The organism is Streptomyces sp. NPDC050549, from assembly GCF_040655035.1.
GTDB lineage: Bacteria > Actinomycetota > Actinomycetes > Streptomycetales > Streptomycetaceae > Streptomyces.
In genome coordinates this window covers 53985-80795 of record NZ_JBFAJD010000022.1, presented here as the reverse complement: position 1 = coordinate 80795, position 26811 = coordinate 53985, and the positions used below count along the sequence as shown (strand labels likewise).

Annotated in this window: 22 protein-coding genes; 10 read left to right on the top strand and 12 right to left on the bottom strand. The window is 70.3% G+C overall.

Annotated features, from left to right (window positions below; genetic code table 11):
• Window positions 1-11 precede the first annotated feature (11 nt).
• Together AB0I51_RS28860 and AB0I51_RS28855 are read right to left on the bottom strand one after the other, a co-directional pair.
• Window positions 12-917 (bottom strand): SDR family oxidoreductase, encoded by a 906-nt coding sequence (locus tag AB0I51_RS28860; RefSeq protein ID WP_362980005.1) that lies wholly within the window; start codon window positions 915-917, stop codon window positions 12-14.
• 1 nt (window position 918) lies between these two features.
• On the bottom strand, window positions 919-1707 hold the full coding sequence (locus tag AB0I51_RS28855) for an SDR family oxidoreductase (RefSeq protein ID WP_362980003.1): 789 nt from the start codon (window positions 1705-1707) through the stop codon (window positions 919-921).
• 85 nt (window positions 1708-1792) lie between these two features.
• On the opposite strand from AB0I51_RS28855, the gene AB0I51_RS28850 reads away from it, so the two are divergent.
• Genes AB0I51_RS28850 through AB0I51_RS28835 form a run of 4 tightly spaced genes read left to right on the top strand, consistent with a single transcriptional unit; the run spans window position 1793 to window position 5206 of the window.
• On the top strand, window positions 1793-2557 hold the full coding sequence (locus tag AB0I51_RS28850) for an enoyl-CoA hydratase family protein (protein ID WP_362980001.1): 765 nt from the start codon (window positions 1793-1795) through the stop codon (window positions 2555-2557).
• Window positions 2554-3411 (top strand): CoA-transferase, encoded by an 858-nt coding sequence (locus tag AB0I51_RS28845; protein WP_362979999.1) that lies wholly within the window; start codon window positions 2554-2556, stop codon window positions 3409-3411. The genes AB0I51_RS28850 and AB0I51_RS28845 overlap by 4 nt, the downstream gene beginning before the upstream one ends.
• Window positions 3408-4154, top strand: coding sequence for a CoA-transferase (locus AB0I51_RS28840; RefSeq protein WP_362979997.1), 747 nt, complete (start codon window positions 3408-3410; stop codon window positions 4152-4154). Before AB0I51_RS28845 ends, AB0I51_RS28840 begins: the two co-directional genes overlap by 4 nt.
• Window positions 4154-5206 (top strand): nitronate monooxygenase, encoded by a 1053-nt coding sequence (locus AB0I51_RS28835; protein ID WP_362979995.1) that lies wholly within the window; start codon window positions 4154-4156, stop codon window positions 5204-5206. The genes AB0I51_RS28840 and AB0I51_RS28835 overlap by 1 nt, the downstream gene beginning before the upstream one ends.
• Before the next feature lie 25 nt (window positions 5207-5231).
• Here the strand turns inward: AB0I51_RS28835 and AB0I51_RS28830 are convergent, their stop codons facing one another.
• Genes AB0I51_RS28830 through AB0I51_RS28820 form a run of 3 tightly spaced genes read right to left on the bottom strand, consistent with a single transcriptional unit; the run spans window position 5232 to window position 7855 of the window.
• Window positions 5232-6389 carry an acetyl-CoA C-acetyltransferase gene (locus AB0I51_RS28830; RefSeq protein ID WP_362979992.1) on the bottom strand — a complete coding sequence of 386 codons (1158 nt, stop codon included), beginning with the start codon at window positions 6387-6389 and terminating at the stop codon, window positions 5232-5234.
• Window positions 6390-6415: 26 nt separating this feature from the next.
• Window positions 6416-7027, bottom strand: coding sequence for a TetR/AcrR family transcriptional regulator (locus AB0I51_RS28825; protein ID WP_019067685.1), 612 nt, complete (start codon window positions 7025-7027; stop codon window positions 6416-6418).
• 39 nt (window positions 7028-7066) lie between these two features.
• Window positions 7067-7855, bottom strand: coding sequence for an SDR family oxidoreductase (locus tag AB0I51_RS28820; RefSeq protein ID WP_362979990.1), 789 nt, complete (start codon window positions 7853-7855; stop codon window positions 7067-7069).
• Window positions 7856-7903: 48 nt separating this feature from the next.
• On the opposite strand from AB0I51_RS28820, the gene AB0I51_RS28815 reads away from it, so the two are divergent.
• Window positions 7904-9043: an acyl-CoA dehydrogenase family protein gene (locus AB0I51_RS28815; RefSeq protein WP_362979988.1), complete on the top strand. Its 1140-nt coding sequence runs from the start codon at window positions 7904-7906 to the stop codon at window positions 9041-9043.
• Window positions 9043-10038: an acyl-CoA dehydrogenase gene (locus AB0I51_RS28810; protein ID WP_362979986.1), complete on the top strand. Its 996-nt coding sequence runs from the start codon at window positions 9043-9045 to the stop codon at window positions 10036-10038. Before AB0I51_RS28815 ends, AB0I51_RS28810 begins: the two co-directional genes overlap by 1 nt.
• On the opposite strand, the gene AB0I51_RS28805 is transcribed toward AB0I51_RS28810, so the two are convergent.
• Genes AB0I51_RS28805 through AB0I51_RS28795 form a run of 3 tightly spaced genes read right to left on the bottom strand, consistent with a single transcriptional unit; the run spans window position 10013 to window position 12996 of the window.
• Window positions 10013-11662: a cytochrome bc complex cytochrome b subunit gene (locus AB0I51_RS28805; protein WP_362979984.1), complete on the bottom strand. Its 1650-nt coding sequence runs from the start codon at window positions 11660-11662 to the stop codon at window positions 10013-10015. The genes AB0I51_RS28810 and AB0I51_RS28805 overlap by 26 nt on opposite strands.
• A 54-nt stretch (window positions 11663-11716) precedes the next feature.
• Window positions 11717-12280 carry a HutD family protein gene (locus AB0I51_RS28800; protein ID WP_362979982.1) on the bottom strand — a complete coding sequence of 188 codons (564 nt, stop codon included), beginning with the start codon at window positions 12278-12280 and terminating at the stop codon, window positions 11717-11719.
• Entirely contained in the window at window positions 12277-12996 is a 720-nt protein-coding gene (locus tag AB0I51_RS28795) for a VWA domain-containing protein (protein ID WP_362979980.1), read from the bottom strand. Before AB0I51_RS28795 ends, AB0I51_RS28800 begins: the two co-directional genes overlap by 4 nt.
• A gap of 116 nt (window positions 12997-13112) precedes the next feature.
• Here AB0I51_RS28795 and AB0I51_RS28790 point away from each other — a divergent pair, with 116 nt between their 5' ends.
• Complete coding sequence (locus AB0I51_RS28790; protein ID WP_362979978.1) at window positions 13113-13949, top strand: chitosanase; 837 nt, start codon at window positions 13113-13115, stop codon at window positions 13947-13949.
• A 7-nt stretch (window positions 13950-13956) separates the two neighbouring features.
• Here the strand turns inward: AB0I51_RS28790 and AB0I51_RS28785 are convergent, their stop codons facing one another.
• Window positions 13957-14940 (bottom strand): hypothetical protein, encoded by a 984-nt coding sequence (locus tag AB0I51_RS28785; RefSeq protein ID WP_362979976.1) that lies wholly within the window; start codon window positions 14938-14940, stop codon window positions 13957-13959.
• A 29-nt stretch (window positions 14941-14969) separates the two neighbouring features.
• The gene (locus AB0I51_RS28780; RefSeq protein WP_362979974.1) at window positions 14970-16826 is read right to left on the bottom strand and encodes a polysaccharide deacetylase family protein; all 1857 of its coding nucleotides are present in this window, start codon (window positions 16824-16826) and stop codon (window positions 14970-14972) included.
• 412 nt (window positions 16827-17238) lie between these two features.
• On the opposite strand from AB0I51_RS28780, the gene AB0I51_RS28775 reads away from it, so the two are divergent.
• The 3 genes from AB0I51_RS28775 to AB0I51_RS28765 all read left to right on the top strand — a co-directional run bounded on the left by AB0I51_RS28775 (window position 17239) and on the right by AB0I51_RS28765 (window position 20474).
• On the top strand, window positions 17239-18483 hold the full coding sequence (locus AB0I51_RS28775) for a glycosyltransferase family 2 protein (RefSeq protein ID WP_362979972.1): 1245 nt from the start codon (window positions 17239-17241) through the stop codon (window positions 18481-18483).
• 120 nt (window positions 18484-18603) lie between these two features.
• Window positions 18604-19767, top strand: coding sequence for a UDP-N-acetylglucosamine 2-epimerase (non-hydrolyzing) (gene wecB / locus AB0I51_RS28770; RefSeq protein WP_362979970.1), 1164 nt, complete (start codon window positions 18604-18606; stop codon window positions 19765-19767).
• Window positions 19764-20474: a calcium-binding protein gene (locus AB0I51_RS28765; protein WP_362979968.1), complete on the top strand. Its 711-nt coding sequence runs from the start codon at window positions 19764-19766 to the stop codon at window positions 20472-20474. The genes wecB and AB0I51_RS28765 overlap by 4 nt, the downstream gene beginning before the upstream one ends.
• Before the next feature lie 121 nt (window positions 20475-20595).
• Here the strand turns inward: AB0I51_RS28765 and AB0I51_RS28760 are convergent, their stop codons facing one another.
• A complete protein-coding gene (locus tag AB0I51_RS28760) occupies window positions 20596-22059 on the bottom strand; it encodes a glutamate synthase subunit beta (RefSeq protein WP_019067693.1) in 1464 nt (487 codons plus the stop codon).
• On the bottom strand, window positions 22052-26647 hold the full coding sequence (gene gltB / locus AB0I51_RS28755) for a glutamate synthase large subunit (protein WP_362979966.1): 4596 nt from the start codon (window positions 26645-26647) through the stop codon (window positions 22052-22054). Before gltB ends, AB0I51_RS28760 begins: the two co-directional genes overlap by 8 nt.
• Between the last annotated feature and the right edge of the window lie 164 nt (window positions 26648-26811).

The following is a 26811-nucleotide window of genomic DNA, read 5'->3' as shown; positions in this document are numbered from 1 at the left end:
CTCCGACGGCTCTAACTCCCGTACACCGCCCCCGGAACCTCCGCCTCCGCCAACAGCTTCAGCACCGTCTCCCCCGCCTCCCCCGCACTCCACCGCGCCCCCTTGTCCGCGCTCGGCCCCGCCCGCCACCCCTCCATCACGGTGATGCGTCCGCCCTCCGTCTCGAAGACCCGGCCGGTGACCCCCGCGCTCGCGGCGGAGCCCAGCCACACCACCAGGGGTGAGACGTTCTCGGGGGCCATCGTGTCGAAGCCGGAGTCGGGTGCCGTCATCGTCTCCGCGAAGGTGTGTTCGGTCATACGGGTGCGCGCCGCGGGGGCGATCGCGTTGACCTGGACGCCGTAGCGGGACAGTTCGGCGGCGGCGACCAGGGTGAGGCCGACGATGCCGGCCTTGGCGGCGCTGTAGTTGCCCTGGCCCAGCGAGCCCAACAGGCCTGCTCCGCTGCTGGTGTTGATGATCCGGGCGGTCGGGGTCCGGCCCGCCTTCGTCTCGGCACGCCAGTGCGCGGCGGCGTGTTTCAGGGGCAGGAAGTGGCCCTTCAGGTGGACGCGGAGCACCGCGTCCCAGTCGTCCTCGTCGAGGTTGACGAGCATCCGGTCGCGCAGGTAACCCGCGTTGTTGACAAGGGTGTCGAGGCGGCCGTAGGTCTCCAGGGCGGTCGTGACCAGGGACGCGGCACCGGTGCCGGTGGCGATGTCACCGCCGTGGGCCACCGCCTCGCCGCCCGCCGCGCGGATCTCGGCGACGACCTGGGCGGCGGGGCTGTCGGGGTCCGGGGTGCCGTCGAGGCCGACGCCGAGGTCGTTGACGACGACCCTGGCGCCCTCGGCGGCGAAGGCGAGGGCGTGGGCGCGGCCCAGACCCCGGCCCGCGCCGGTGACGACGACGACCCGGCCGTCGCAGAGAGCACTCATCTCACGTCTCCTTGTTGGCGGTTGCGGCGTCCAGGAACGCGGGCCGCTCCCCGCCCCCGTGGACGAGGAGGCTCGCGCCGCTGATGTACGCGGCGGCGGGGGAAGCGAGGAAGACCGCCGCCGCGCCCACGTCGGCGGGGTCGGCGAGGCGGCCGAGCGGGACGGTGCGGGAGACGGCCGCGATGGCGTCCTCGCCGCCGTAGTGCAGGTGGGACGACTCCGTGCGGACCATGCCGACGACGAGGGTGTTGACGCGGATGTCCGGCGCCCACTCCACCGCCATCGAGCGGGCCAGGTTCTCCAGGCCGGCCTTGGCCGCCCCGTACGCCGCCGAACCGGGCGAGGGGCGGCTCCCGCTGACGCTGCCGATCATCACGACCGAGCCCCTCGTCCGCCTGAGGTGTTCGTACGCGGCGAGGGAGGCGGTGAGCGGGGCGAGGAGGTTCAACTCGATGATCCGCGCGTGCCGTTCGGCCTCCGCGTCGACCAGCGGGCGGTAGGGCGCGCCGCCCGCATTGTTGACGAGGACGTCGAGCCGGGGCAGCGCGGCGAAGAACTCCCGTACGGCGGGCGGGTCGCGCAGGTCCAGGGGGCTGAACTCCGTTCCCTCGACCGGGTTTTCGGGCGGTTTGCGCGCGCAGGTCAGGACGTGGGCGCCGGCCTCGACGAAGGCGCGCGCGATGCCGGCGCCGACGCCTCGGGTGCCGCCGGTGACGAGGACGGTACGGCCGTTCAACGGGCGGTCGGGCGAGTTGCCCACAGAGGGGTTGTCCACAGGGTGGTTGTCCACAGGCCCTCCCGCTCGGATTCCGCGGCTGCTAGCTTCGAAGCCTCACACCTAACAAATGTTTGGTGGAAAGGTAGCTGATGCGTCCATGGGTGTCTCCACCTCCTCCCCGGAAAACTCGTTCGCGAGCAAGGGGATCTCGGTCGTCACGGTCGACTACCCACCGGTGAACGCGCTGCCGGTGGACGGCTGGTTCGCGCTGGCCGACGCCGTGCGCGCGGCGGGCCGTGACCCCGGCGTGCGCTGTGTGGTGCTGGCGGCCGAGGGGCGGGGCTTCAACGCGGGCGTGGACATCAAGGAGATACAGGCGCGCGGACAGTCGGCCCTGGCCGGGGTGAACCGGGGCTGCTTCGAGGCCTTCGCCGCGGTGTACGAGTGCGAGGTGCCCGTGGTGGCGGCCGTGCAGGGCTTCTGTCTGGGCGGGGGCATCGGTCTGGTGGGGAACGCGGACGTGATCGTGGCGAGCGAGGACGCCACCTTCGGGCTGCCCGAGCTGGACCGGGGCGCGCTGGGCGCCGCCACGCACCTGGCCCGGCTGGTCCCCCAGCATCTGATGCGCGCCCTGTACTACACCTCGCGCACGGCGACGGCGGCCGAACTGCACGCGCACGGCTCGGTGTGGCGGGTCGTGCCGCGCGCCGATCTGCTTCACTCCGCGCTGGAGTTGGCGGCCGAGATAGCCGCCAAGGACGGCGAGCTGATCCGGCTCGCCAAGTCCGCGATCAACGGCATCGACCCCGTCGACGTCCGCCGCAGCTACCGCTTCGAGCAGGGCTTCACCTTCGAGGCGAGCGTCAGCGGGGTGGCCGACCGGGTGCGCGACACGTTCGGGAAGGAGGGTGGTGACCAGTGACCGACAAGACGATGACCGCCGACGAGGTCGTGTCCCGGCTGACGAGCGGCATGACCCTGGGCATCGGCGGCTGGGGTTCCCGCCGCAAGCCGATGTCACTGGTCCGAGCGCTGTTGCGGAGCGGCATCGGCGATCTCACCCTGGTCTCGTACGGCGGCCCGGACGTCGGAATGCTGGTGGCGGCCGGCCGGGTCCGCAGGCTGGTGGCGCCCTTCGTCACCCTCGATTCCGTCCCGCTCGAACCGCACTACCGGGCGGGGCGCGAGCGCGGGGAGTTCGAGCTGACGGAGGTCGACGAGGCCATGTTCATGTGGGGCCTGCGCGCCGCGGCGAACCGGCTGCCGTTCCTGCCGGTGCGCGCGGGGATCGGCTCGGACGTCATGCGGGTCAACCCCGGCCTGCGGACGGTGACTTCGCCGTACGAGGACGGGGAGACGTTCGTGGCGATGCCCGCGCTGCGGCTGGACGCTGCGCTGGTGCACGTCAACCGGGCCGACCGGCTGGGCAACGGGCAGTATCTGGGCCCGGACCCGTACTTCGACGACCTGTTCTGCGAGGCGGCGGACGCGGCCTATGTCTCCTGCGAACGGATCGTGGACACGGCCGAGTTGACGAAGGAGGCACCACCGCAGTCCCTGCTCGTCAAGCGGCTGCACGTGACCGGGGTCGTCGAGGCTCCGGGCGGGGCCCACTTCACGTCGTGCGTCCCCGACCACGGCAGGGACGAGGAGTTCCAGCGGTTGTACGCGACGACATCCTGGGCGGAGTTCTCCGAGCGCTTCCTCGCCGGTGACGAGGCGGCCTACCGGTCGGCCGTGCGCAACTGGCAGGAACAGGAAGGGGAGCGGGGATGACGGATCTACGGCGCACAGAGGTGCTGCGCTCCGAGTACTGCGTGATCGCCTGCGCCGAGGCATGGCGCGGCGCCGGGGAGATCCTGGCCAGCCCGATGGGGCTGATCCCCTCCGTCGGGGCCCGGCTGGCCCGGCTCACCTTCGCCCCGGACCTGCTGCTCACCGACGGCGAGGCCCTGCTGGTGCGACCGGACGGCACCCCGGAGGGCTGGCTGCCCTACCGGCAGCATCTGTCCCTGGTGTCCGGCGGACGCCGGCACGTGATGATGGGCGCGAGCCAGATCGACCGGTACGGCAACCAGAACATCTCGTGCATCGGTGACTGGACGCGGCCCAAGCGCCAGTTGCTCGGGGTGCGCGGGGCGCCGGTCAACACGCTGAACAATCCGACGAGTTACTGGATACCGCGGCACTCCCGGCGGGTGTTCGTGGAGAAGGTCGACATGGTGTGCGGGGTGGGCTACGACCGGGTCGCCGAGCACCCGGGGACGGCCCGCTTCCACCGCATCCCCCGGGTCGTCTCCGACCTCGGCGTGTTCGACTTCGCGACCCCGGACCGCTCGATGCGGCTGGCCTCGCTGCATCCGGGGGTCACGGTGGAGCAGGTCAGGGAGGCGACCGGCTTCGAGCTGACGATCCCGGACGAGGTGGAGCCGACCCGTGAACCCACCCCGGAGGAGCTGCGGTTGATCCGCGAGGTCGTCGACCCCGCCGACACCCGCCGCAGGGAGGTGGCCGTCTGATGGAGACCGCGCTGACCAGACTGGTCGGGGTGCGGCATCCGATCGTGCAGACGGGGATGGGCTGGGTGGCGGGCCCGCGCCTGGTGTCGGCCACGGCGAACGCGGGCGCACTGGGCATCCTGGCTTCCGCGACCATGGACACCGACCGGCTCCGGGAGGCGATCCGCGAGGTCAAGTCCCGTACGCAGGCGCCGTTCGGGGTGAATCTGCGGGCGGACGCGGCGGACGCAGGCGACCGGGTGCGGATCATGATCGAGGAGGGTGTGCGGGTCGCGTCCTTCGCGCTCGCGCCGTCCGCCGAGCTGATCGCCGAGCTGAAGGAGGCGGGTGTGGTCGTGATCCCGTCGATCGGGGCGCGGCGGCACGCGGAGAAGGTCGCGGCGTGGGGCGCGGACGCGGTGATCGTGCAGGGCGGGGAGGGCGGCGGCCACACCGGGGAGGTGGCGACGACGGTGCTGTTGCCGCAGGTGGTGGACGCGGTGGACATACCGGTGGTGGCGGCGGGCGGCTTCTTCGACGGGCGGGGCCTGGTCGCGGCGCTGGCGTACGGGGCGGCGGGGGTCGCGATGGGCACGCGTTTCCTGCTCACCTCGGACTCGACGGTCCCGGACGCCGTGAAGGCGGCCTATCTGGCGGCGACGGTCAAGGACGTCACGGTCACGCGGGCCGTGGACGGACTGCCGCACCGCATGCTCCGCACGGAACTGGTCGACGCCCTGGAGCACTCGGGCCGGGCACGGACCCTGGTCCAGGCGGTACGCCGGGCTGCCGGCTTCCGCCGCCTGTCCGGTCTGACCTGGCGGCGCATGATCCGCGACGGCCTCGCCATGAAGCACGGCAAGGAGCTGACCTGGAGCCAGGTGCTGCTGGCCGCGAACACGCCGATGCTGCTCAAGGCGTCGATGGTGGACGGCCGTACGGATCTCGGGGTGATGGCGTCCGGGCAGGTCGCCGGGGTGATCGACGACCTGCCGTCGTGTGCGGAGCTGGTGGCACGGGTGATGAAGGAGTCCGACGAGGTGCTGTGGACGCTGGTCCGGGCCGAGTCCTGAACCACCCTTCGACCGCCCTGCTCCCTCACAGCCGTTCGATGATCGTCACGTTGGCCTGGCCGCCGCCCTCGCACATGGTCTGGAGGCCGAACCGGCCGCCGGTGCGCTCCAGTTCGTGCAGGAGGGTGGTCATGAGCTTGACGCCGGTCGCGCCGAGAGGGTGGCCGAGGGCTATCGCGCCGCCGTTGACGTTGACCCTGTCGGGGTCCGCGCCCGTCTCCTTCAGCCAGGCGAGGACGACGGGCGCGAAGGCCTCGTTGATCTCGACGAGGTCGACGGCGTCGATGGTCAGGCCGGTCTTCTTCAGGGCGTGGGCGGTGGCCGGGATGGGGGCGGACAGCATGCGGATCGGGTCCTCGCCGCGGACGGAGAGGTGGTGGACGCGGGCGCGGGGCGTCAGCCCGTGTTCCCGCACCGCCCGTTCGGAGGCGAGCAGCATCGCCGCCGCGCCGTCGGAGACCTGGGAGGAGCAGGCCGCGGTGATGGTGCCGCCGTCGACGACCGGTTTCAGGCCGGCCATCTTCTCCAGCGAGGTGTCCCGGCGCGGCCCCTCGTCGACCGAGACCGCGCCGTAGGCCACGGTCTCCCGTTCGAAGCGGCCCTCGTCGATGGCTCGCAGGGCCCGCCGGTGCGAGCGGAGCGCGAACTCCTCCTGGTCCTGCCTGCTGATGCCCCACTTCGCGGCGATCATCTCGGCGCCGGCGAACTGGTTGACGGGCTGTGTCCCGTACCGGGCGCGCCAGCCCTCGCTGCCCACGAAGGGGCCGTCCGTGAGGCCGAGCGGTTCGGCGGCCTGCCGGGAGGCGAAGGCGATGGGGATCAGCGACATGTTCTGGACGCCCCCTGCGACAACCAGGTCCTGGGTACCGGACAGCACGCCCTGCGCCGCGAAGTGCAGGGCCTGCTGCGAGGAACCGCACTGCCGGTCCACCGTCACGCCCGGCACCTCCTCGGGCAGGCCGGCCGCCAGCCAGGCGGTGCGCGCGATGTCCCCGGCCTGCGGCCCCACCGCGTCCAGACACCCGAAGACGACGTCCTCGACGGCGGCGGGATCGATCCCGGAGCGCGCGACCAGTTCCTTGAGCACATGCGCCCCGAGGTCGGCCGGATGGACCCCGCTCAGCCCTCCCTTGCGCCGCCCCACGGGTGTCCGGACCGCTTCGACGATGTAGGCCTCGGCCATGCCAACTCCCCAGACTCACGCTTCGGTTACGTGCGTACGGCGATCCCGTCCAGCACCATCGACAGGTACTGCCGGGCGATCTCCTCGGCGCTGTGCTGTCCGCCCGGCCGATACCAGGACGCGGCGACCCACACCGTGTCCCGCACGAACCGGTAGGTGAGCCGGACGTCGAGGTCGGCCCGGAAGACCTTGGCGGCGACCCCGCGCTCCAGTGTGGACAGCCACGCCTTCTCGAACTTGCGCTGCGACTCGGCGAGGAACGCGAACCGCTCCTGCGCGACCAGTTGCTTGCTCTCCTTCTGGTAGATCGCGACGGCGGCGCGGTGCCGGTCGATCTCCCGGAACGACTCGGTGACCAGGGCCTCCAGCGTCTCGCGCGGCCCGAACTCGGCGTCCAGGACGGTGTCGTAGCCGCCCCAGAGCTCGTCGAGGAAGGTCCGCAGGATCTCCTCCAGCATCGATTCCTTGGAGTCGAAGTGGTAGTAGAGACTGCCCGCGAGCATGCCCGCGTGGTCCGCGATCTTCCGTACGGTGGTGGCGTTGTAGCCCTGCTCGGCGAAGACCTCGGCCGCCGTGTCGAGGAGTTCACGACGGCGGGCCGGAGCGGCGGTCACCGGGGGTTTCTTCTTGGTCGGCACGGGACCATTGTCGTGCCCCTCGCGTGACCTCTTGCGCCGCTACGCATGCTGGCTGCTCACGGAGACGACCTCGCCCGTCATGTACGAGGAGTAGTCCGAGGCCAGGAACACGATCACGTTGGCCACCTCCCAGGGCTCGGCGTACCGCCCGAAGGCCTCGCGCGCGGTGAGGTCGGCCAGCAGTTCGGGCGTCGTCACCTTCACCAGGTGCGGATGCATGGCGAGGCTCGGCGAGACCGCGTTGACCCGCACCCCGTACCCGGCGGCCTCGATCGCGGCGCACCGGGTCAGCGCCATCACGCCCGCCTTGGCGGCCGCGTAGTGCGCCTGTCCGGCCTGGGCGCGCCAGCCGACGACGGAGGCGTTGTTGACGATCACTCCGCCACCGGTCCCGCGCATCGCGCGCAGGGCGGCCCGGGTGCAGCGGAAGGTGCCGTTCAACGTCACGTCCAGCACCTTCGACCACTGCTCGTCCGTCATGTCGACGAGGTCCGAAGTACCGCCCAGACCCGCGTTGTTGACGACGACGTCCAGCCGTCCGTGCGCCGCGACGGCCGCGTCGAACAGCGCCCGCACCTGTGTCTCGTCGGTGACGTCGCAGGCCAGCGCACCCACCGCCTCGGCACCGAACTCCCCGGCCAGCTCGGCCTCGTACTCCTTGAGCCGTCGCACGTGCGCGTCGCTGATCAGCACGCGGGCGCCCTCCTGGAGGAAGCGGCGGGCGGTGGCGCCGCCGATCCCCGCGCCGGCGGCGGCGGTGACGACGGCGGTGCGCCCCTTCAGCAGCCCGTGCCCGGGGACGTATGCCGGACTCTCGACGCCTGTCATACGGCCACGCTAACCTACCAAACACTTGTTAGGGAAGGACGGTTGTCGATGGACCTCGACTTCACTCCCGCCGAGGAGGCGTTCCGCGCCGAGGCCCGCGCCTGGCTGCACGCGCATGTGCCGGCCACGCCGCTCCCCTCCCTGGAGACGATGGACGGCTTCGCCGCGCACCGCGCGTGGGAGGCCCGACTCGCCGCGGACCGCTGGTCGGTGGTGTCCTGGCCCGAGGAGTACGGCGGCCGGGGCGCGGACATCGTGCGGTGGCTGCTGTTCGAGGAGGAGTACTACGCGGCGGGCGCGCCGGGCCGGGTCGGCCAGAACGGCGTCAGCCTGCTCGCCCCGACCCTCTTCGACCACGGCACACGGGAGCAACGCGCGCGCGTGCTGCCCCCGATGGCGACGGGTGAGGTGGTGTGGGCGCAGGCGTGGTCGGAGCCGGAGGCGGGTTCGGACCTGGCGTCGCTCACCTCGCGGGCGGTGCGCACGGGCGGGGGCTGGCTGCTGAGCGGGCAGAAGACGTGGTCGTCGCGGGCGGCCTTCGCGGACCGCGCCTTCGGCCTGTTCCGCAGCGAGCAGAACACCCCGAAGCCCCAACAGGGCCTGACCTACCTGATGTTCGACCTGCGCGCACCCGGCGTCACGGTCCGCCCGATCGGCCGGCTGGACGGCAAACCGGCCTTCGCGGAGCTGTTCCTGGACGAGGTGTTCGTGCCCGACGAGGACGTGATCGGCGAGCCGGGCCAGGGCTGGCGGGTCGCCATGTCGACGGCCGGCAACGAACGCGGCCTCACCCTCCGCTCCCCCGGCCGCTTCCTCGCCGCCGCCGACCGCCTGTTCAACCTCTGGCGGGAGCAGGGCAGTTCGGAAACGCTGCGCGACCGGGTGGCCGACGCGGTGATCGGCGCCCGCGCCTACCAGCTCTTCACCCAGGCCAACGCCTCCCGGTTCCTCGACGGCGAGTCCATCGGCCCGGAGTCCAGCCTGAACAAGGTCTTCTGGTCCGAGTACGACATCGCCCTGCACGAGACCGCCCTCGAACTGCTCGGCGCACAGGGCGAGTTCGCGGACACCGACTGGGCCGAGGGCTATGTCTTCTCCCTCGCCGGCCCCATCTACGCCGGTACGAACGAGATCCAGCGCGACATCATCGCCGAGCGCCTGCTCGGCCTGCCGAAGGGCCGCCGCTGATGCGCTTTCGCCTCGACCCCGAACAGCGGGCGTTCGCCGACTCGTTGAACGCGATGCTGACGGCCGCGGACACCCCGTCGGTCGTACGGTCCTGGAGCCGCGGCGAACCGGCGAGCGGGCGCTCGCTGTGGCGCCGTGTCGCGGGGGCCGGGGTGTTCGCACTGGCGGTGCCCGAGGCGTACGAGGGACTCGGTCCCCGGCCGGTCGAACTCGCGGTGGCGTTCGTGGAGTTGGGGCGGCACGCGGTTCCGGGGCCACTGGTGGAGACGGTCGTGGCGGCCGCGCTGCTGACCGAACCCGCCCCGGCCAAGCGCCTGTTGCCCGCACTGGCGGCGGGCGCGACGATGGCCACGGCGGCGCCGGCAGGGTCGTACGCCCTGGACGGCGACGTGGCGGCGATCCGCCTGAGCTGGGACGCCGACGGGCTGCGGCTCGCCCCCGGGCACGGGCCGGTACGCGGGTCCCTCGACCCGGCGCGCCGTCTCACCCTTCTCGACCCCGGCGGTGAACTGCTCACCCCGGAGCCGCCCTTGGCCCATGCCCTCACCTGGGCCCGGCTGGCCACCGCCGCCCAGGCGCTCGGCGTCGGCCTCGCCCTGCTCGACCGGACCGTCACCTACGTCAGGCAGCGCACCCAATTCGGGGTCCCCGTCGGCTCGTTCCAGGCGGTGAAGCATCAACTGGCGGATGTGAAGATCGCGTTGGAGTTCGCGCGCCCGCTGGTCTTCGGTGCCGCGCTCACCATGACGGAGTCGGACGTGGCCGCCGCGAAGGTCGCCGCGTGCGAGGCGGCGTACGCGACGGCCCGGACCGCGCTCCAACTGCACGGCGCGATCGGCTACACGGCGGAGCACGACCTGTCGCTGTGGCTGACCAAGGCACGTGCCCTGCGCGCGGCTTGGGGCGACCCGGGCGAATGCCGGGCCGCCGTACTCAAGGGACTCGACGGCCTCGACGGTGGCAACGGCCTCAGTGGTGGTGATCGCCGCTCGTGAGTTCCTTGTACTCCTCCACCGTCGGCTTCGGGATGCGGGTCTCGGGGCCGAACATCGCCTTGGCGAGCCGGGCCCGCACCCGCTGCCCGCCCTTGACCCGCCGCCGCACGCCGTTCGCGTCGACGAGCGGCCCGATCTCGTAGGGCGGTTCCTGTTCGTGCTGGGTGAGCCTGAACAGCTCGTCCTGCGCGAGGGGTTCGTGGACCTCGATGTACTCGCCGTGCGGCAGCATCTTGATGAGGCCGGACTCGCGGCCGTGCAACACCTTGTCCCGGTCGCGGCGTTGGAGCCCCATGCAGACGCGCTTGGTGACGAGGAAGGCGACCACCGGCATCACGAAGAACGAGACCCGTACGAACCAGGTGATGGCGTTGATCGAGAGGTTGAGATGGGTGGCGACCACGTCGTTGCCGCCGCCGATCAGCAGTACGCCGTACAGGCTCAGCCAGGCCACGCCGAGTCCGGTGCGCACGGGCATGTTGCGCGGCCGGTCCAGGATGTGGTGTTCGCGTTTGTCGCCGGTGATCCAGGCCTCGATGAACGGGTAGGCGCCGATGGCGGCGAGGATCAGCGGGAAGAGCGTGAAGGGGATGAAGACGCCCAACTCCAGTGTGTGGCCCCAGGCGTTGATCTCCCATCCCGGCATCACCCGGACCAGCCCCTCGGAGAAGCCGAGGTACCAGTCGGGTTGGGCGCCGGTCGTCACCAGGTCGGGCCGGTACGGTCCGAACGCCCACACGGGGTTGATGCTGGCGATCCCGCCCATGATGGCGAGCACCCCGAAGACGAGGAAGAAGAAGCCGCCCGCCTTGGCCATGTAGACGGGCAGGAAGGGCATGCCGACCACGCTCTTCTGGTCCCGTCCGGCGCCCGGATACTGCGTGTGCTTGTGGTAGAAGACCAGGATCAGGTGCGCGACCACCAGGCCCAGCATGATCCCCGGCAGCACCAGGACATGCATCGGGAAGAGCCGCGGGATGATGTCGTGCCCCGGGAACTCCCCGCCGAACAGGAACATCGAGAGATACGTCCCGACGATCGGCACGGACAGGATCGCGCCGTCCGCGAAGCGGATACCGGTGCCGGACAGCAGGTCGTCGGGGAGCGAGTAGCCGGTCAGCCCGGTGATGATGCCGAGGAACAACAGGGTCCAGCCGAACACCCAGTTGAGCTCGCGCGGCTTGCGGTAGGCGCCGGTGAAGAACACCCGCATCATGTGGATGAGCATGCCCGCGATGAAGACGACGGCCGCCCAGTGGTGGATCTGCCGGATCAGCAGTCCGCCGCGCACGTCGAAGCTGATGTCGAGCGTGGACTCGAACGCCCGCGTCATCGGGATGCCGTTCAACGGCGTGTACGAGCCGTGGTAGATGACCTCGACGCCGCTCGGCTCGAAGAACAGGGTGAGATAGACGCCGGTGAGGATCAGGATGATGAAGCTGTAGAGGCAGATCTCGCCCAGCATGAAGGACCAGTGGTCCGGGAAGACCTTGCGCATATTGGCCTTGGCCAGCGCGTACAGGCCGAGCCGTCCGTCCGCCCAGTCGGCGAGCTTCTCCCCCTTGCCGGCCTCGCCCGGCCGTCCGCCGCCCGCTGTGCCGTTCACCGTTCGCGCGCCGTCCATACGTTCGCCGCCCTCCCCGTCCGGATCACCCCACAGGGTGTCACGGGGACCCGGCTAAGCCAACGGTGCGTCAGCGGGCAATGACAGCCCGATCACGGCGGTACGCCCCCGCGCGTGCAGCACCGCCTCCTCGTCGCCCAGCTGGACGGCGTCGTACGGCCCGAGGGTCAGCCCGGCCACCTCGGCGGTCCCGTCCAGCGCCAGCACCAGGGCGCCCGCACACACCCGCAGCCGCCCCCGGACGACGGCGACCGTGGGGGCCGTGGCGCCCGCGCCCCGGCGCCACATGACGTTGAGGTTGAGGACCGGGCCGTCCAGCAACCGACAGCCGGTCGGCACATCGCCCCTGAAGTCCCGTGGTACGTAACGGGTGTTGACGAGTTGTCGCTCGCCGTCGACGGTGAGGTCCATGCCGGCGCCCTCGACGACGGTCAGGGTCCGGTCGACGTCGGGAAAGGCGGAGAACGGCCCGTCCGCGCCGACCTCGGCGAGGCTCACGCGCCACGCGAAGTCGTCCATGCCCGAACCCTCGGGCCAGGCGGCGATCTCCCGCGTCACGCCGCCACCGTTCTTCCAGGGCACGGCAGTTCGGGCCGAGGCGGGCAGGAGGCGGGTCACTGGACGATCCCCCGCTCACGAGCCGTCGACAGCCACTGCGGGAACTCGCCCACCAGCCGGTCGTAGAGCTCCGCGTCGGACATCCGCAGCGGATCCGAACCGGCGTGGAAGAAGCCCGCGTTGTCGACCGCCCGCTTCTGCGGCACCGCCAACTCGTCGAGCTTGCGCAGGAATTCGAACTGCTTGCTCTTCGCGTCACCGAACCCGACGAACTGCCAGAACATCGGCAGCTTCGCGGCCTTGCACACATACCGTTCCGCGGCGAGCTTGTTGATCGGGCCGCCGTCCGTCTGGAAGACCACTAGCGCGGGCTCCTTGGAGCCGCTGTCGAGATAGTGGTCGATGACGGCGTCCATGGCGAGGTGGTAGCTCGTCTTGCCCATGTGCCCGAGCCCGGCGACGATGCGGTCGATCCGGCCCTGGTGGTCGGCGAGGGCGATGTCCGTGACGGCGTCGACGTCCGTCGAGAAGAAGACCACCGGCACCGTCCCGTCGTCGTCCAGGTGCGCGGACAGGCCCAACACCCGGTCGGCCAGCGCCTGCACGCTGCCGTCCTTGTAGTACGGCTTCATGGAGCCCGAGTAGTCGACCACCAGATAGACGGCCGCGCGCTGCCCGTCCAGCCCGTGCTTGCGGAGCGAGACCCCGGCGCTCTTGTACAGGCTCACCAGCGCGGGCGCGGTCTCCTCGACCTTGCTGAGCGAGATCGCGGCCACAGGGACTCCCTTCGGATCACGGCGAAAGCATCGAGATTACGCCACGCAGGTCGGGCAGTCCCAATGTCCCCCCAACCCCCGGAATAAGGGACGTAACCGCCCCTACTCTGGGTCCCATGAAACGCGTCGGCGTCCTGATCCTCGCCGCCGTACCCGTCGTCCTCGCCGCGACGGCCTACGGCTCCTCGCCCACCGCCCACGACGACCCGCGGCCCGCGCACGCGTCCGCCGCGGCACAACGCAGAGCACCCGAGGGACTGGCCGCGCCGGCCATGAAGAACCTCGCGCAGGAACTGGTGGCCAGCGCCGAGAACTCGACGCTCGACTGGCGCAGCGCGTACGGATATGTGCAGGACATCGGCGACGGCCAGGGCTACACCGCGGGCATCATCGGCTTCTGCACCGGCACCCACGACCTGCTCGTCCTCGTCGAGAAGTACACCGCCGCCCACTCCGACAACGGCCTCGCCCGATACCTCCCCGCGCTGCGCAGCGTCGACGGCACGGACTCCCACCAGGGCCTGGACCCCGGCTTCCCGGCGGCCTGGCGCGCCGAGGCGAAGGTCCCCGCCTTCCAGGCGGCGCAGGAGGAGGAGCGCGACCGCATCTACTTCGACCCTGCGGTCAGCGCCGCGAAACGCGACGGCCTGGGCTCGCTCGGGCAGTTCATCTATTACGACGCGATCGTCTTCCACGGTCCGGGCACGGACGGCTTCTACGGCATCCGGGAGCGCGCGATGCAGCGGGCCGCGCCTCCCGCCCGAGGAGGCGACGAGAAGGCCTACTTGAGCGCCTTCCTCGACGTCCGCCGCGCCGCGATGCGGGCCAAGCACCCCGGGATCGACACCTCCCGCGTGGACACGGCCCAGCGGAAGTTCCTGGAGGAGGGGAACCTGACGCTGCGGACGCCGTTGGTGTGGAAGGTGTACGGGGAGACGTACCGGGTGCCGTAGCAGGCGTTCACCGGGCCCACCTGTCGCGCAGTACGGCCTCCGCCGGTTTGCCGTGCGGGGTGTACGCCAGTTTCCCCGGTGTCTCACCGCTGTCCGGCCAGTCGTCCCACATCCACCAGCACACGCCGGCCCACCATGCGCGCCCCTCGAAGGAGTCGAGCAACGCCCGGTAGGCGGCGGCCTGTTCGGCCGCGGCCGGGGTGCGGCTCACGGTCCAGGAGTACGGTGCCGTCGTGCTGCCGCGCTGGCTGACGTAGCCGGCCTCGGTGAACAGGATCCGCCGGCCCTGGCGCCCGGCGTACGCGGCGAGCCGCTCGCGGATCGGCTGCCAGGCCCGGCGCAGACCCGCGGTGCCGTCAGTGGGTTTCGCCGACAGCGGCCAGTAGGCGTCGATGCCGATGAGGTCGAGGGCCTTCCAGAAGTGGATCTTCTGGTACTCGTCGTAGTTGGCGGCATACGTCAGGGGCCCGTCGTAGTGGTCGCGGACCGCCTCGACCACCCGTGTCCAGGCGGCGGTGTCACCGGAGACACCGGCGAGTTCGGTGCCGACGGCGAACTGCTCGGCGCCGGTGTCCGTCGCCAGGTCCGCGTAGTGGGTGATGAAACGGCGGTACGCGGCGAACCAGGCGGCGCGGTCGCGGGGGCGGATCTCCGCGCGGTCGACGTCGCCGGGCAGGTCGATGTGCGGCTTGATCATCACCTTGAGACCGGCCTCGTGGGCGCGCGCCACGATGTGCCGCAGGCTCGCGTCGCTCGCGGTCTCCTCCGTGGTGTGCGGGCCGGAGTCGGTGACGCGCGTCTGGTACCAGGTCGGGGTGAAGGTGACCCAGCGCGCCCCGGTCGCGCGGATGTCCCGCAGATAGCGGGGGGCGGCAGGGCTGTCGTAGTCGGTGCGGTTCCAGGACGGCAGCGCGAAACCGCGCATCGTCGGGAGGGGGGCGGTGCCGCCGGAGGCACAGCCGCTCACGGCGAGGAGGACCGTCGCCGCCATGGCGACGGTCCTCCTCTTCAGGCATGCCCTCACAGGCCGGCCGGGCTGACGAAGGTGTAGCCCAGTGCCTTGATGCCGTCGATCGTGTCCTTCAACGGCTGGAGCGGGAAGTACGGGTGGTAGAAGAAGCTGGCGAAGCCGTCCCGTACGGCGAGATTGTCCTTGGCGGCGGCGACGAGGTCGGCCGGCAGCCGTGCCGGATGGTTGTTGAATGCCTCCGGCTCGTAGTTGCCGATGTTCTCGGGAATGACTTTGGTTCCGTACACGTCACGCACCACATAGGGGAAGAACTGCCCGATGAAGGTGTTGGCACCGGCCGACTTCCCGCCGAGTGTCCCCGAGAAATACAACGAACGTTCCAGTCGCGCCGAGAAATTCGAACTGAACACCTTGTAGTCGGCTGCCGAACCCGCGTAGTGCGGAGTCGTCCACAGCGTCGGCTTCGGCAGTCCGGCGGCCGTGAAAGCCGCCAGCGCACTGGTGACCCGGGTCTGCGCCCACAGAGTGGAGTCCTCCGCGACCGGACCGTCGTAGACGACGTTGTTCGCGGAGTCGATGTGCGACCGGTAGAACTCGAAGTCGTCACCGGTCACGCCGTTGTAGGGATTGGCCACATTGCCGTACTGGTGCGTGTAGCCGTGGTCCATCAGGACCGCTCCCCGGGCGAGCATGTACTTCAGCGCGCTCACCACCTGCGGCTTCTGTGCCAGCGTGAACGTCTGCGCGACCCCGTTGTTGTACGTGCCCTTGGGATCCGTGTAGACCGGAATCACGTTGATGCCGTAGGGAATGTGCTGCGAGTAGAGGTAGTCGGCCATGGCCCGCAGCTCGGTGGGATCCGAGTTGGGGCTGATGTCCTCCAGGCGCACCATCGCACGGTGCTGCTCGGGCGTGGCCGGTGCGAGCGCGTCGAAGAGGAGGTCCTCGAAGGCGATGACCCGGTCGGTCTCGGAGACGTAGGCGAAGGGGATCTCACCGATGTAGGTGAGGTTGGACGAGCGGACCGCCCACCCGAAGGTGTGTCCGTTCGAGCTGTCCAGCCCCTCGGCGAGCCGGGTGACCGCCGGATAGCCGGCACCCGTCAGGACGTTGGGGCGCAGCACGCCGCCGTCCTGTCCGGGCGGGATGTTCCGGGTGAGCGTCTGGCCCTTGTACGACACCTGCGTCACGGTGCCGACCGAGCCGCCGTCCTCGTAGTAGGAGGTGGTCGGGTCCCAGCCGTACTTCTGGCTGAACCGGTCCACTCCGTCGGCGTTCGCCATGCCCCAGATGTTGGCGCCGATCCAGGTCACGGGCTTGGTGGTGGACATCGCGTCCTGGTAGAACGCGGCCGGGACGGCGTCCGGGACGTCACCGCCGTAGTAGGTCGAGCCGATGTAGACCACGGCCGTGTACGAGTTGACCATCCCCGCGGTGTACTGCTGCACGGGTTTGGCCGTCACGCTGCCGAAGTGGCCGGCGAGGTTGGCCGCGGCCATCGCGTACAGCTCGCCCAACTGCCCGTAGGGGCCTGCCGTGTCGTAGAGGACGAGAGCCGTGGGGCTGGTCGCGGCGGCGGCGACCGGTGTCCGCAGACTCGCCTGCCGGGTCACCGTGGACGGGGTGGCGAGCGGAAGCCTGGTCTGGCTCGCCAGGTCGGCAGCCCCCTTGTGCGGCCGGTCGTGGCGTGCCTTGTCGGCCGTGAGCTGGGCCTTCGCCCAGCCCTTGAGGTCGATACGGCTCAGCCCCGACACGGGGCCGCGCGGCGCACCCGGACGATGGTCCCCCTTGGGCGACGTCTGGGCGCCGGCCGCCATGAAACCGCCGCTCACGAGGGTGGCGACGACCAGCAGCGGCATGGAAATCCTGAAGACCTTCCGTCGCGTGGACGGGATCACTGCTCTCACGATCTTTCCCCCCACTTTGCCGATCACCGGCAAAGGGTTTTGCTGACAAGAAGACCCAGATTCTTCTGTGCGCTCCGGAAGAGTGTCAATGCGACCGGTCCGCGAATTCCCTCTTTTCCGCATAGTGCGCTGAGTCGCCCGGGAGTTCTGCTACGTTCGCCTTCCACGCGTTGGGGACGCGTGTTGCAACTGGGGGAACAATGTATGGACGACCCGCTCTGGGTACACTGCTGCCTTTGGCCGGGGCCATCGCCTCACCCGAGGCGATTCCGGGGCTCCCTTTGGCCAGAACACTACAGGCGGTTGCGGGAGCCGGATTTCTGCTCTACTGCCTGAGCGCAGTCCTGATACTGCTGGCCAGGGCACGCTTGCGACGACGCGCACACACCGGGGTTCATTGCCGGGAGCAGTTGTGATCACTGAATTTCTGCTGTGGTCGAGTATCGCCCTGATCGTGCTCGCCGGCTGCTACAACACAGGCCTGTTCCTTGCCTCGCGGCGCCGAGTACGCAGGTCTCGCGCGCCTCACGGAGAACGACTCTACGTATTCCTGCTGGCCTGTCTCAACGAAGAGAGCGTGCTGTCCGAAAGCCTGGCACGCATTACCTCACTGCCAGCCGGGAATTTCCTCGCACTGGTTATCGACGACGGTTCGGACGACCGTACCGCCGAGGTCGCGCTGGCCGCCGATCCGCACCGGGTCCGGCTGCACCGGCGCACTCTGCCGAACGCACGCCGAGGCAAGGGCGCCGCGCTCAACGACGGGGTGCGGCACCTCAGGGAGTCCGGTCTCCTCGACGCCTACGACCCGGCCGAGGTCATCCTCTGTGTCGTCGACGCGGACGGTCGCCTCGATCCGCACGTCGTGCAGTCGGTCGACCCCTACTTCGACGACGGGCGTACGGGGGCGGTCCAGGTCTGCGTCCGCATGTACAACCGGCACCTCGGGCTGCTCGCCCGGATGCAGGACATGGAGTTCGTCGTCTACGGCGACGTGTTCCAGAGCGCGCGCCGCTTCATCGGCAGCGTGGGCATGGGCGGCAACGGACAGTTCATGCGGCTGTCGGCGCTCAACACGCTGGACGGCGACGGCCCTTGGAGCGACAGCCTGACCGAGGACCTCGACCTCGGGGTCCGGCTGATCGCCAAGGGCTGGACCAACCAGCACTGCACCACCGCCGCGGTCTCCCAGCAGGCCGTGCTCAGTCTGCGGCGCCTGGTCCGCCAGCGATCCCGCTGGTTCCAGGGACACCTCCAGTCGGCCGGTCTCGTCCCCCTCATCCTGCGGGACGTTCCGACCCGGCCGGCACTGGATCTGCTCTACCACCTGTCCAGCCCGGTGCTCATCCTGCTCACCTCGCTGCTGCCCGTCTCGTTCCTCGTCGCTCTGGGCGCCACCACCGTGGCCTCCGTCGAGGCGGGACACCCGCTCGTCTCACCGATGTGGCTGCTGGGCCCGTACGTGCTCTCGTTCACGACCGCCTACGCGTACGGCTACGTGTACGCCAAGCGGGAGCGGGACCTCGGTCTCGTGCGCTCGGTGCTGCTCGCCCATGTCTTCGTCTTCTACGGCTACATCTGGTTCGCCGCCGGCTGGTGGGGCCTGTGGCGCATGGTCACCGGCCAGCGGACCTGGCTGAAGACCGCACGCACCTGAGGCCGTACGGCCCGCGCCGAGTCCGAGCGCGGCTCCTCGCCCTTCCCGTCCCGCAGTACCTCTTCTCACCGTCGCGCGGCCGCTGCGCCGACCGCGCGCGCCCGGAAACAAAGGGGCTCCATGTCCACCAACCCATCAGCTGTGCCCGTACGCGCCATGCTGGTGCTCGGTACCCGGCCGGAGGCGATCAAACTGGCGCCGGTGGCGCGGGCGATGGCCGTCGGCGAGCAGTTCGAGCCGATCGTCGTCACCACCGGCCAGCACCGCGAGATGCTCCACCAGATGCTCGGCCTGCTCCGCGTCGACGTGCGGATCGCGCTCGACGTGATGCGCAACCGCCAGCAGCTGTCCGAGCTGACCGCCCGGCTGGTCGGCGAACTCGGTGAAGTGATGCGCGACCAGCGGCCGGACCTGGTCGTGGTGCAGGGGGACACCACGACCGCGCTGGCCGGCGCCCTCGCCGCCTTCTACGAGAAGATCCCGGTCGCCCATGTCGAGGCCGGGCTGCGTACCGGCGTCATGGACAACCCCTTCCCGGAGGAGCTCAACCGCTGTCTGATCGGCCGGATCGCCCGCTGGCACTTCGCGCCGACCGCGCGCGCGGCCCGGCACCTGACGGACGAGGGCGTGGCGGCGGAGCAGGTGTTCACCACCGGCAACACGGTGATCGACAACCTGCTGTGGGTGCTGGCCGAGGGCACCGGCACCTCCGCGTTCCGCACCGCCGGCAGGCGTGTCCTGGTGACCCTGCACCGCAGGGAGAACCAGGGCGAGCGGATGCGGGGCATGGGCCGGGCACTGTGCCGACTGGCCGCGCGCGGGGACGTGGAGATCGTGCTGCCGCTGCACAGGAGCCCGGCCGTACGGGAGGTGCTGCTACCCGAACTGGAGGGCCGGCAGGGCGTTTCGCTGGTCGAGCCGCTCGGCTATCTGGACTTCGCGGCGACGCTCGCCGAGTGCGACCTCGTTCTCACCGACTCCGGCGGCATCCAGGAGGAAGCGCCGAGTCTCGGCAAGCCGACGCTCGTTCTGCGCACCACGACCGAGCGCGCGGAGGCCGTCGACGCGGGGGCGGCCCGGCTGGTCGGCACCGATCCGGACGCCGTGGTGAGTGCCGCCGAAGAACTGCTCGACGACCCGACGGTCTACCGGCGGATGGCGACCGCGGGCAACCCGTTCGGCGACGGCCGGGCCGCGTCCCGGATCCTCACCCAGTTGGCCGAGGACTTCGCCGCCGATGTACCGGTCGGTCTCACGGCGTCCGGGCCATACTCGACGGCATGACGCCGTCAGTCCCGCGCCCCGGTCGGATCCCGCTGGTTCCGCCGGGGCGCAGGGGCCGGGTCGTCTCCGCCGTGACCCTGGCCGTCGCACTGGCCGTCCTGATGGCCGTCACACTCACCCGGTGCCGGGCGGACGACTCACCGCCGCCCGCACCCTGGACCGACGGTTCCACGCACGGCCGTTGGGTCTCGGTCTTCAACGGCCACGGCACCAACCTGGGCGACGACAACTCGCTGTCGCTGTCGCCCAGGGCCGCCGAGGACCCGGGCACCACGCACGCGGGACTGGTCGTGAGCACGGCCTCGTACGGCGACGTGCGGTACGAGGCACGAATGCGGACCATCAGGCAGCTGCGCGATCCCGACCCGAACCCCTGGGAAGTGCCGTGGCTGGTCTGGGCGTACACCGATCCCGAGCACTTCTACTACATCACCCTCAAGCCCAACGGCTGGGAGCTCGGCAAGCGGGACCCCGGCTATCCGGGCGGCCAGCGCTTCCTGGCGACGGGCCGGACGAAGTACCCGGTCGGCGGCTGGTACCAGGTGCGAGTGCGACAGGACGCCGCGGTCCTCGCGATCACGGTGGACGGCAAGCCACTGGTGACGTTCACGGACGCCGAACGCCCCTACCTGCAGGGCAGGGTGGGGGCGTACACGGAGGACGCCTCCGTGAAGTTCGAGGACCTGAAGGCGAGTTCCGGCCCGTAGTCATGCGGCGGCGCCTGCCGGGTCCGGTCGGGGACGAGGCAGGCGCCGTCGGGGGGTCTGGGGGTCTCCCCTCAGATGACCCGCCCGTACGCCTTTGTACGGGACGTTTTTTGATGGACCGTCAGACCATCAGCGAGCGGTCCGTCGGGCGGATCGGGGCCGGGAGTTCGCTGGCGCCCGTGAGGAAGCGGTCGACGCCGCGGGCGGCCGAGCGGCCCTCCGCGATCGCCCACACGATGAGGGACTGGCCGCGGCCCGCGTCACCGGCGACGAAGACGCCGGGGACGTTGGTCTGGAAGTCGGCGTCGCGGGCGATGTTGCCGCGCTCGTCGAGGTCCAGGGCGAACTGGTCGACGAGACCGTTCTCGCGGTCGGTTCCGGTGAATCCCATGGCCAGGGTGACCAGTTGGGCGGGGATCTTGCGCTCCGTGCCCGGCTTCTGCGTCAGCTTGCCCTCGACGAACTCGACCTCGACGAGGTGCAGCCACTGGACGTTGCCGTCCTCGTCGCCCTCGAAGTGGGTGGTGTTGACGGAGTAGACCCGCTCACCGCCCTCCTCGTGCGCGGACGTCACCTTGTAGAGCATCGGGAAGGTCGGCCACGGCTGGGAGACCGGGTTCCGCTCGTCTCCCGGGCGGGGCATGATCTCCAACTGCGTGACGGAGGCGGCCCCTTGACGGTGCGCCGTACCCACGCAGTCCGCGCCGGTGTCGCCGCCGCCGATCACGACGACGTGCTTGCCCGCGGCCGAGACCGGGGCGGTGACGTAGTCGCCCTCCTGCACCTTGTTGGACAGGGGCAGGTACTCCATCGCCTGGTAGACACCGGTCAACTCCCGCCCGGGGACGGGGAGATCACGCGCGGTGGTGGCACCGGCGGCGATGACGACCGCGTCGTAGCGCTTGCGCAGGTCGGTGGCCTTGAGGTCGCGGCCGATCTCGACGCCCGTGCGGAAGCGGGTGCCCTCTGCGCGCATCTGCTCGATACGGCGGTTGATGTGCCGCTTCTCCATCTTGAACTCGGGGATGCCGTACCGGAGAAGACCCCCGATGCGGTCCGCGCGCTCGTAGACGGCGACGGTGTGGCCCGCCCGGGTGAGCTGCTGGGCGGCGGCGAGGCCCGCCGGGCCCGAGCCGACGACCGCGACGGTCTTGCCGGAGAGGCGCTCCGGGGCCTGCGGGGCGACATCGCCCGTCTCCCAGGCCTTGTCGATGATGGAGACCTCGACGTTCTTGATGGTGACCGGCGGCTGGTTGATGCCCAGCACACAGGCCGACTCGCACGGCGCGGGACACAACCGCCCGGTGAACTCGGGGAAGTTGTTCGTCGCGTGCAGACGCTCCGAGGCTGCCGTCCAGTCCCCGCGGTAGGCGTAGTCGTTCCACTCGGGGATCAGGTTCCCCAGCGGACAGCCGTTGTGGCAGAACGGGATACCGCAGTCCATGCACCGGCCGGCCTGCTTGCCGATGATCGGCAGCAGCGAACCGGGGACGTAGACCTCGTTCCAGTCCTTCAGACGGACGTCCACGGGACGGGACTTGGCGACCTCGCGCCCGTGGTTCAGAAAGCCCTTCGGGTCAGCCATTGATCGCCGCCTCCATCATCTTCTCGGTGATCTCGGTCTCGGAGAGACCCGCTCGCTCGGCGGCGTCCTTGGCGGCGAGCACTGCCTTGTATGCGCTGGGGATGATCTTGCTGAAGCGGTCCACGGAGACGGCCCACTCGGCGAGCAGCTTCTCGGCGACCGTCGAGGCGGTCTCCTCGGCGTGGCGGCGCACCACGTCGTGCAGCCACTGCTTGTCGGTCTCGTCCAACTCCTCGACGGCGCCCGCGTTTCCGACGTTCACGTTGTCGGGGTTCAGGTCGATGACGTAGGCGATGCCGCCGGACATGCCGGCCGCGAAGTTGCGGCCGGTCTCGCCGAGCACGACGGCCCGGCCGCCGGTCATGTACTCGCAGCCGTGGTCGCCCACTCCCTCGGAGACCACGGTGGCACCGGAGTTGCGGACACAGAACCGCTCGCCGGTACGGCCGCGCAGGAACAGCTCGCCGCCGGTCGCGCCGTAGGCGATGGTGTTGCCCGCGATGGTGGAGAACTCGGCGAGGTGGTCGGCGCCCCGGTCGGGACGGACGATCACCCGGCCGCCCGAAAGGCCCTTGCCGACATAGTCGTTGGCGTCGCCCTCCAGGCGCAGCGTGACACCGCGCGGGAGGAAGGCGCCGAAGGACTGGCCCGCGCTGCCGGTGAAGGTGATGTCGATGGTGTCGTCGGGCAGACCCGCCCCGCCGAACTTCTTCGTCACCTCGTGGCCGAGCATCGTGCCGACCGTGCGGTTGATGTTTCGGATCGCGACCTGGGCGCGGACCGGCTGGGCGTCGGTCGCGCTGGACGCGGCGAGGGCGTCGGCAGCGAGCTTGATCAGCTCGTTGTCGAGCGCCTTCTCCAGGCCGTGGTCCTGCTCGATGACCTGGTGGAGGGCGGCGCCCTCGGGGAGTTCGGGCACGTAGAACAGCGGGGCGAGGTCGAGGCCCTGCGCCTTCCAGTGGTTCACGGCGCGCTCGACGTCCAGCGTGCCGGCCTGGCCGACGGCCTCCTCGATGGTGCGGAAGCCCAGCTCGGCGAGGATCTCGCGGACCTCTTCGGCGATGAACTGGAAGAAGTTCACGACGTATTCGGCCTTGCCGGCGAACCGGTCGCGCAGCACGGGGTTCTGGGTGGCGATGCCGACCGGGCAGGTGTCCAGGTGGCAGACGCGCATCATGACGCAGCCGGAGACGACGAGCGGCGCGGTCGCGAAACCGAACTCCTCGGCGCCGAGCAGGGCGGCGATGACGACGTCACGGCCAGTCTTGAGCTGGCCGTCCGTCTGGACCACGATCCGGTCGCGAAGTCCGTTGAGCAGCAGGGTCTGCTGGGTCTCGGCGAGGCCCAACTCCCAAGGTCCACCGGCGTGCTTGAGCGACGTGAGCGGCGAGGCGCCCGTGCCGCCGTCGTGGCCGGAGATCAGGACGACGTCCGCGTGCGCCTTCGACACACCGGCGGCGACCGTGCCGACGCCGACCTCCGAGACCAGCTTCACGTGGATCCGCGCCTGCGGGTTCGCGTTCTTCAGGTCGTGGATCAGCTGGGCGAGGTCCTCGATGGAGTAGATGTCGTGGTGCGGCGGCGGCGAGATGAGGCCGACACCGGGCGTCGAGTGCCGCGTCTTGGCGACCCACGGGTAGACCTTGTGGCCGGGCAGCTGGCCGCCCTCGCCGGGCTTGGCACCCTGGGCCATCTTGATCTGGATGTCGTCCGCGTTCACCAGGTACTCGGAGGTGACGCCGAAGCGGCCGGAGGCGACCTGCTTGATGGCGCTGCGCCGGGCCGGGTCGTAGAGCCGGTCCGCGTCCTCGCCGCCCTCACCGGTGTTGGACTTGCCGCCCAGCTGGTTCATGGCGATGGCGAGGGTCTCGTGCGCCTCCAGGGAGATGGAGCCGTACGACATGGCGCCGGTGGAGAAGCGCTTGACGATCTCGGAGACGGGCTCGACCTCGTCGATGGGGATCGAGGGGCGGTCCGACTTGAAGCCGAACAGGCCGCGCAGCGTCATCAGCCGCTCGGACTGCTCGTTCACGCGGTCCGTGTACTTCTTGAAGATGTCGTAGCGGTTGGTGCGCGTCGAGTGCTGGAGGCGGAAGACCGTCTCCGGGTCGAACAGGTGCGGCTCGCCCTCGCGGCGCCACTGGTACTCGCCGCCTATGTCGAGGGCGCGGTGCGCGGGCGCGATGCCGGAGGCGGGGTACGCCTTGGCGTGCCGGGCGGCGACCTCCTTGGCGATGACGTCGATGCCGACGCCGCCGATCTTGGTGGCCGTACCGCTGAAGTAGCTGTTGACGAACTGCTCGTCCAGGCCGACCGCTTCGAAGACCTGGGCGCCCCGGTAGGAGGCGACCGTCGAGATGCCCATCTTGGACATGACCTTGAGGACGCCCTTGCCGAGCGCGTAGATCAGGTTCCGGATGGCCTGCTCGGCCTCGATGTCGGTAAGGAAGGTGCCCGCGCGGACGAGGTCCTCGACGGACTCCATCGCCAGGTACGGGTTGACTGCCGCGGCGCCGAAGCCGATGAGCAGGGCTACGTGGTGCACCTCGCGGACGTCACCGGCCTCGACCAGCAGGCCCACCTGGGTGCGCTGCTTGGTGCGGATGAGGTGGTGGTGGACGGCGGCGGTGAGCAGCAGCGAGGGGATCGGCGCGTGCTCGGCGTCGGAGTGCCGGTCCGAGAGGACGATCAGGCGGGCGCCGTTCTCGATGGCCGCGTCGGCCTCGGTGCAGATCTCGGCGAGGCGGGCCGCGAGCGCGTCGCCGCCGCCGGAGACCCGGTACAGGCCGGAGAGGGTCGCGGCCTTCATGCCGGGCATGTCGCCGTCGGCGTTGATGTGGATGAGCTTGGCCAGCTCGTCGTTGTCGATCACCGGGAAGGGCAGGGTGACGCTACGACAGGAAGCCGCCGTCGGCTCCAGCAGGTTGCTCGCCGGACCGAGGGACGAGCGCAGGGAGGTCACGAGCTCTTCCCTGATCGCGTCCAGCGGCGGGTTGGTGACCTGCGCGAAGAGCTGCGTGAAGTAGTCGAAGAGCAGACGCGGGCGGCTGGAGAGCGCGGCGATCGGCGAGTCGGTGCCCATCGAACCGATCGGCTCCGCGCCGGCCTTGGCCATCGGCGCGAGGATGACGCGCAGCTCCTCCTCGGTGTAGCCGAAGGTCTGCTGGCGGCGGGTGACCGAGGCGTGCGTGTGCACGATGTGCTCGCGCTCGGGCAGGTCGGACAGCTCGATCTCGCCGGCTTCGAGCCATTCCGCGTACGGCTTCTCGGCGGCGAGGCCGGCCTTGATCTCGTCGTCCTCGATGATGCGGTGCTCGGCGGTGTCGACGAGGAACATCTTGCCGGGCTGGAGGCGGCCCTTGCGGACGACCTTCGCGGGGTCGATGTCGAGGACGCCGACCTCGGAGCCGAGGACGACCAGGCCCTCGTCGGTGACCCAATAACGGCCGGGGCGCAGGCCGTTGCGGTCGAGGACCGCGCCGACCTGGGTGCCGTCGGTGAAGGTGACGCAGGCCGGGCCGTCCCAGGGCTCCATCATCGTGGCGTGGAACTGGTAGAAGGCGCGGCGGGCCGGGTCCATGGAGTCGTGGTTCTCCCACGCCTCCGGGATCATCATCAGCACCGAGTGCGGCAGCGAACGCCCGCCCAGGTGCAGGAGTTCGAGCACCTCGTCGAAGGACGCGGAGTCGGAGGCCTCGGGCGTGCAGATCGGGAAGACGCGGTCGAGCTTGCCCTGGTCGCCGAAGAGGTCGGAGACGAGCTGGGACTCGCGGGCCGCCATCCAGTTGCGGTTGCCCTTGACCGTGTTGATCTCGCCGTTGTGCGCGACGAAGCGGTACGGGTGGGCGAGCGGCCACGACGGGAAGGTGTTGGTGGAGAACCGGGAGTGCACGAGCGAGATCGCGGAGGCGAAGCGCCGGTCGGACAGATCCGGGAAGAAGGGCTCCAGCTGACCGGTGGTGAGCATGCCCTTGTAGACGATGGTCCGCGCGGACAGCGACGGGAAGTAGACGCCGGCCTCGCGCTCGGCGCGCTTGCGCAGCGCGAAGGCCTTGCGGTCGAGGTCGATGCCCTGGGTCTCGCCGTCGGTCACGAAGACCTGGCGGAAGAGCGGCATGGTGGAGCGAGCGGTGGCACCGAGGAGTTCGGGCGCGGTCGGAACCTCACGCCAGCCGAGGACGGTGAGGCCCTCTTCGGCGGCGACCGTCTCGATCTGTGAGACGGCGGCGTCCGCGCCGTCCGGGGGCAGGAAGGCGATACCGACCGCGTATCCACCGGCGGCGGGCAGATCGAATCCGGCCACCTCACGGAAGAAGGCGTCCGGCACCTGGGACAGGATGCCCGCGCCGTCGCCGGAGTCGGGCTCGGCACCCGTCGCACCGCGGTGCTCCAGGTTGCGCAGCACCGTGAGCGCCTGATCGACCAGCGCGTGGCTCGCCTCGCCGGTGAGGGTGGCCACGAAGCCGACGCCACAGGCGTCGTGCTCGTTGCGGGGGTCGTACATACCCTGCGCGGCAGGGCGAGCATCCATGAAGGACCAGTTCTGGCCATTCGCGGGCTGCTGGGACGGCTGGCGCGGCGTACGCATCGGCTCTCCCGTCGTCGTCGTGGCATATGCGTGTGCATAGGGACGACGCTGGCCCTCTGCGAAGTGAGTGCAAAATTTCGTGCAGGTTACATGATGGAGCGGTTCTCGGGAACCGGATACTCCGTTCCAACATGCGGACGCCGCGGGGTGGCGGCGCGGCACCG

Coding starts and splice junctions, on each gene's coding strand:
- AB0I51_RS28860 (WP_362980005.1), bottom strand. CDS start 917: ATGAGTGCTCTCTGCGACGGCCGGGTCGTCGTCGTCACCGGCGCGGGC.
- AB0I51_RS28850 (WP_362980001.1), top strand. CDS start 1,793: ATGGGTGTCTCCACCTCCTCCCCGGAAAACTCGTTCGCGAGCAAGGGG.
- AB0I51_RS28840 (WP_362979997.1), top strand. CDS start 3,408: ATGACGGATCTACGGCGCACAGAGGTGCTGCGCTCCGAGTACTGCGTG.
- AB0I51_RS28835 (WP_362979995.1), top strand. CDS start 4,154: ATGGAGACCGCGCTGACCAGACTGGTCGGGGTGCGGCATCCGATCGTG.
- AB0I51_RS28830 (WP_362979992.1), bottom strand. CDS start 6,389: ATGGCCGAGGCCTACATCGTCGAAGCGGTCCGGACACCCGTGGGGCGG.
- AB0I51_RS28820 (WP_362979990.1), bottom strand. CDS start 7,855: ATGACAGGCGTCGAGAGTCCGGCATACGTCCCCGGGCACGGGCTGCTG.
- AB0I51_RS28815 (WP_362979988.1), top strand. CDS start 7,904: ATGGACCTCGACTTCACTCCCGCCGAGGAGGCGTTCCGCGCCGAGGCC.
- AB0I51_RS28810 (WP_362979986.1), top strand. CDS start 9,043: ATGCGCTTTCGCCTCGACCCCGAACAGCGGGCGTTCGCCGACTCGTTG.
- AB0I51_RS28805 (WP_362979984.1), bottom strand. CDS start 11,662: ATGGACGGCGCGCGAACGGTGAACGGCACAGCGGGCGGCGGACGGCCG.
- AB0I51_RS28790 (WP_362979978.1), top strand. CDS start 13,113: ATGAAACGCGTCGGCGTCCTGATCCTCGCCGCCGTACCCGTCGTCCTC.
- AB0I51_RS28785 (WP_362979976.1), bottom strand. CDS start 14,940: ATGGCGGCGACGGTCCTCCTCGCCGTGAGCGGCTGTGCCTCCGGCGGC.
- wecB (WP_362979970.1), top strand. CDS start 18,604: ATGTCCACCAACCCATCAGCTGTGCCCGTACGCGCCATGCTGGTGCTC.
- AB0I51_RS28765 (WP_362979968.1), top strand. CDS start 19,764: ATGACGCCGTCAGTCCCGCGCCCCGGTCGGATCCCGCTGGTTCCGCCG.
- AB0I51_RS28760 (WP_019067693.1), bottom strand. CDS start 22,059: ATGGCTGACCCGAAGGGCTTTCTGAACCACGGGCGCGAGGTCGCCAAG.
- gltB (WP_362979966.1), bottom strand. CDS start 26,647: ATGCGTACGCCGCGCCAGCCGTCCCAGCAGCCCGCGAATGGCCAGAAC.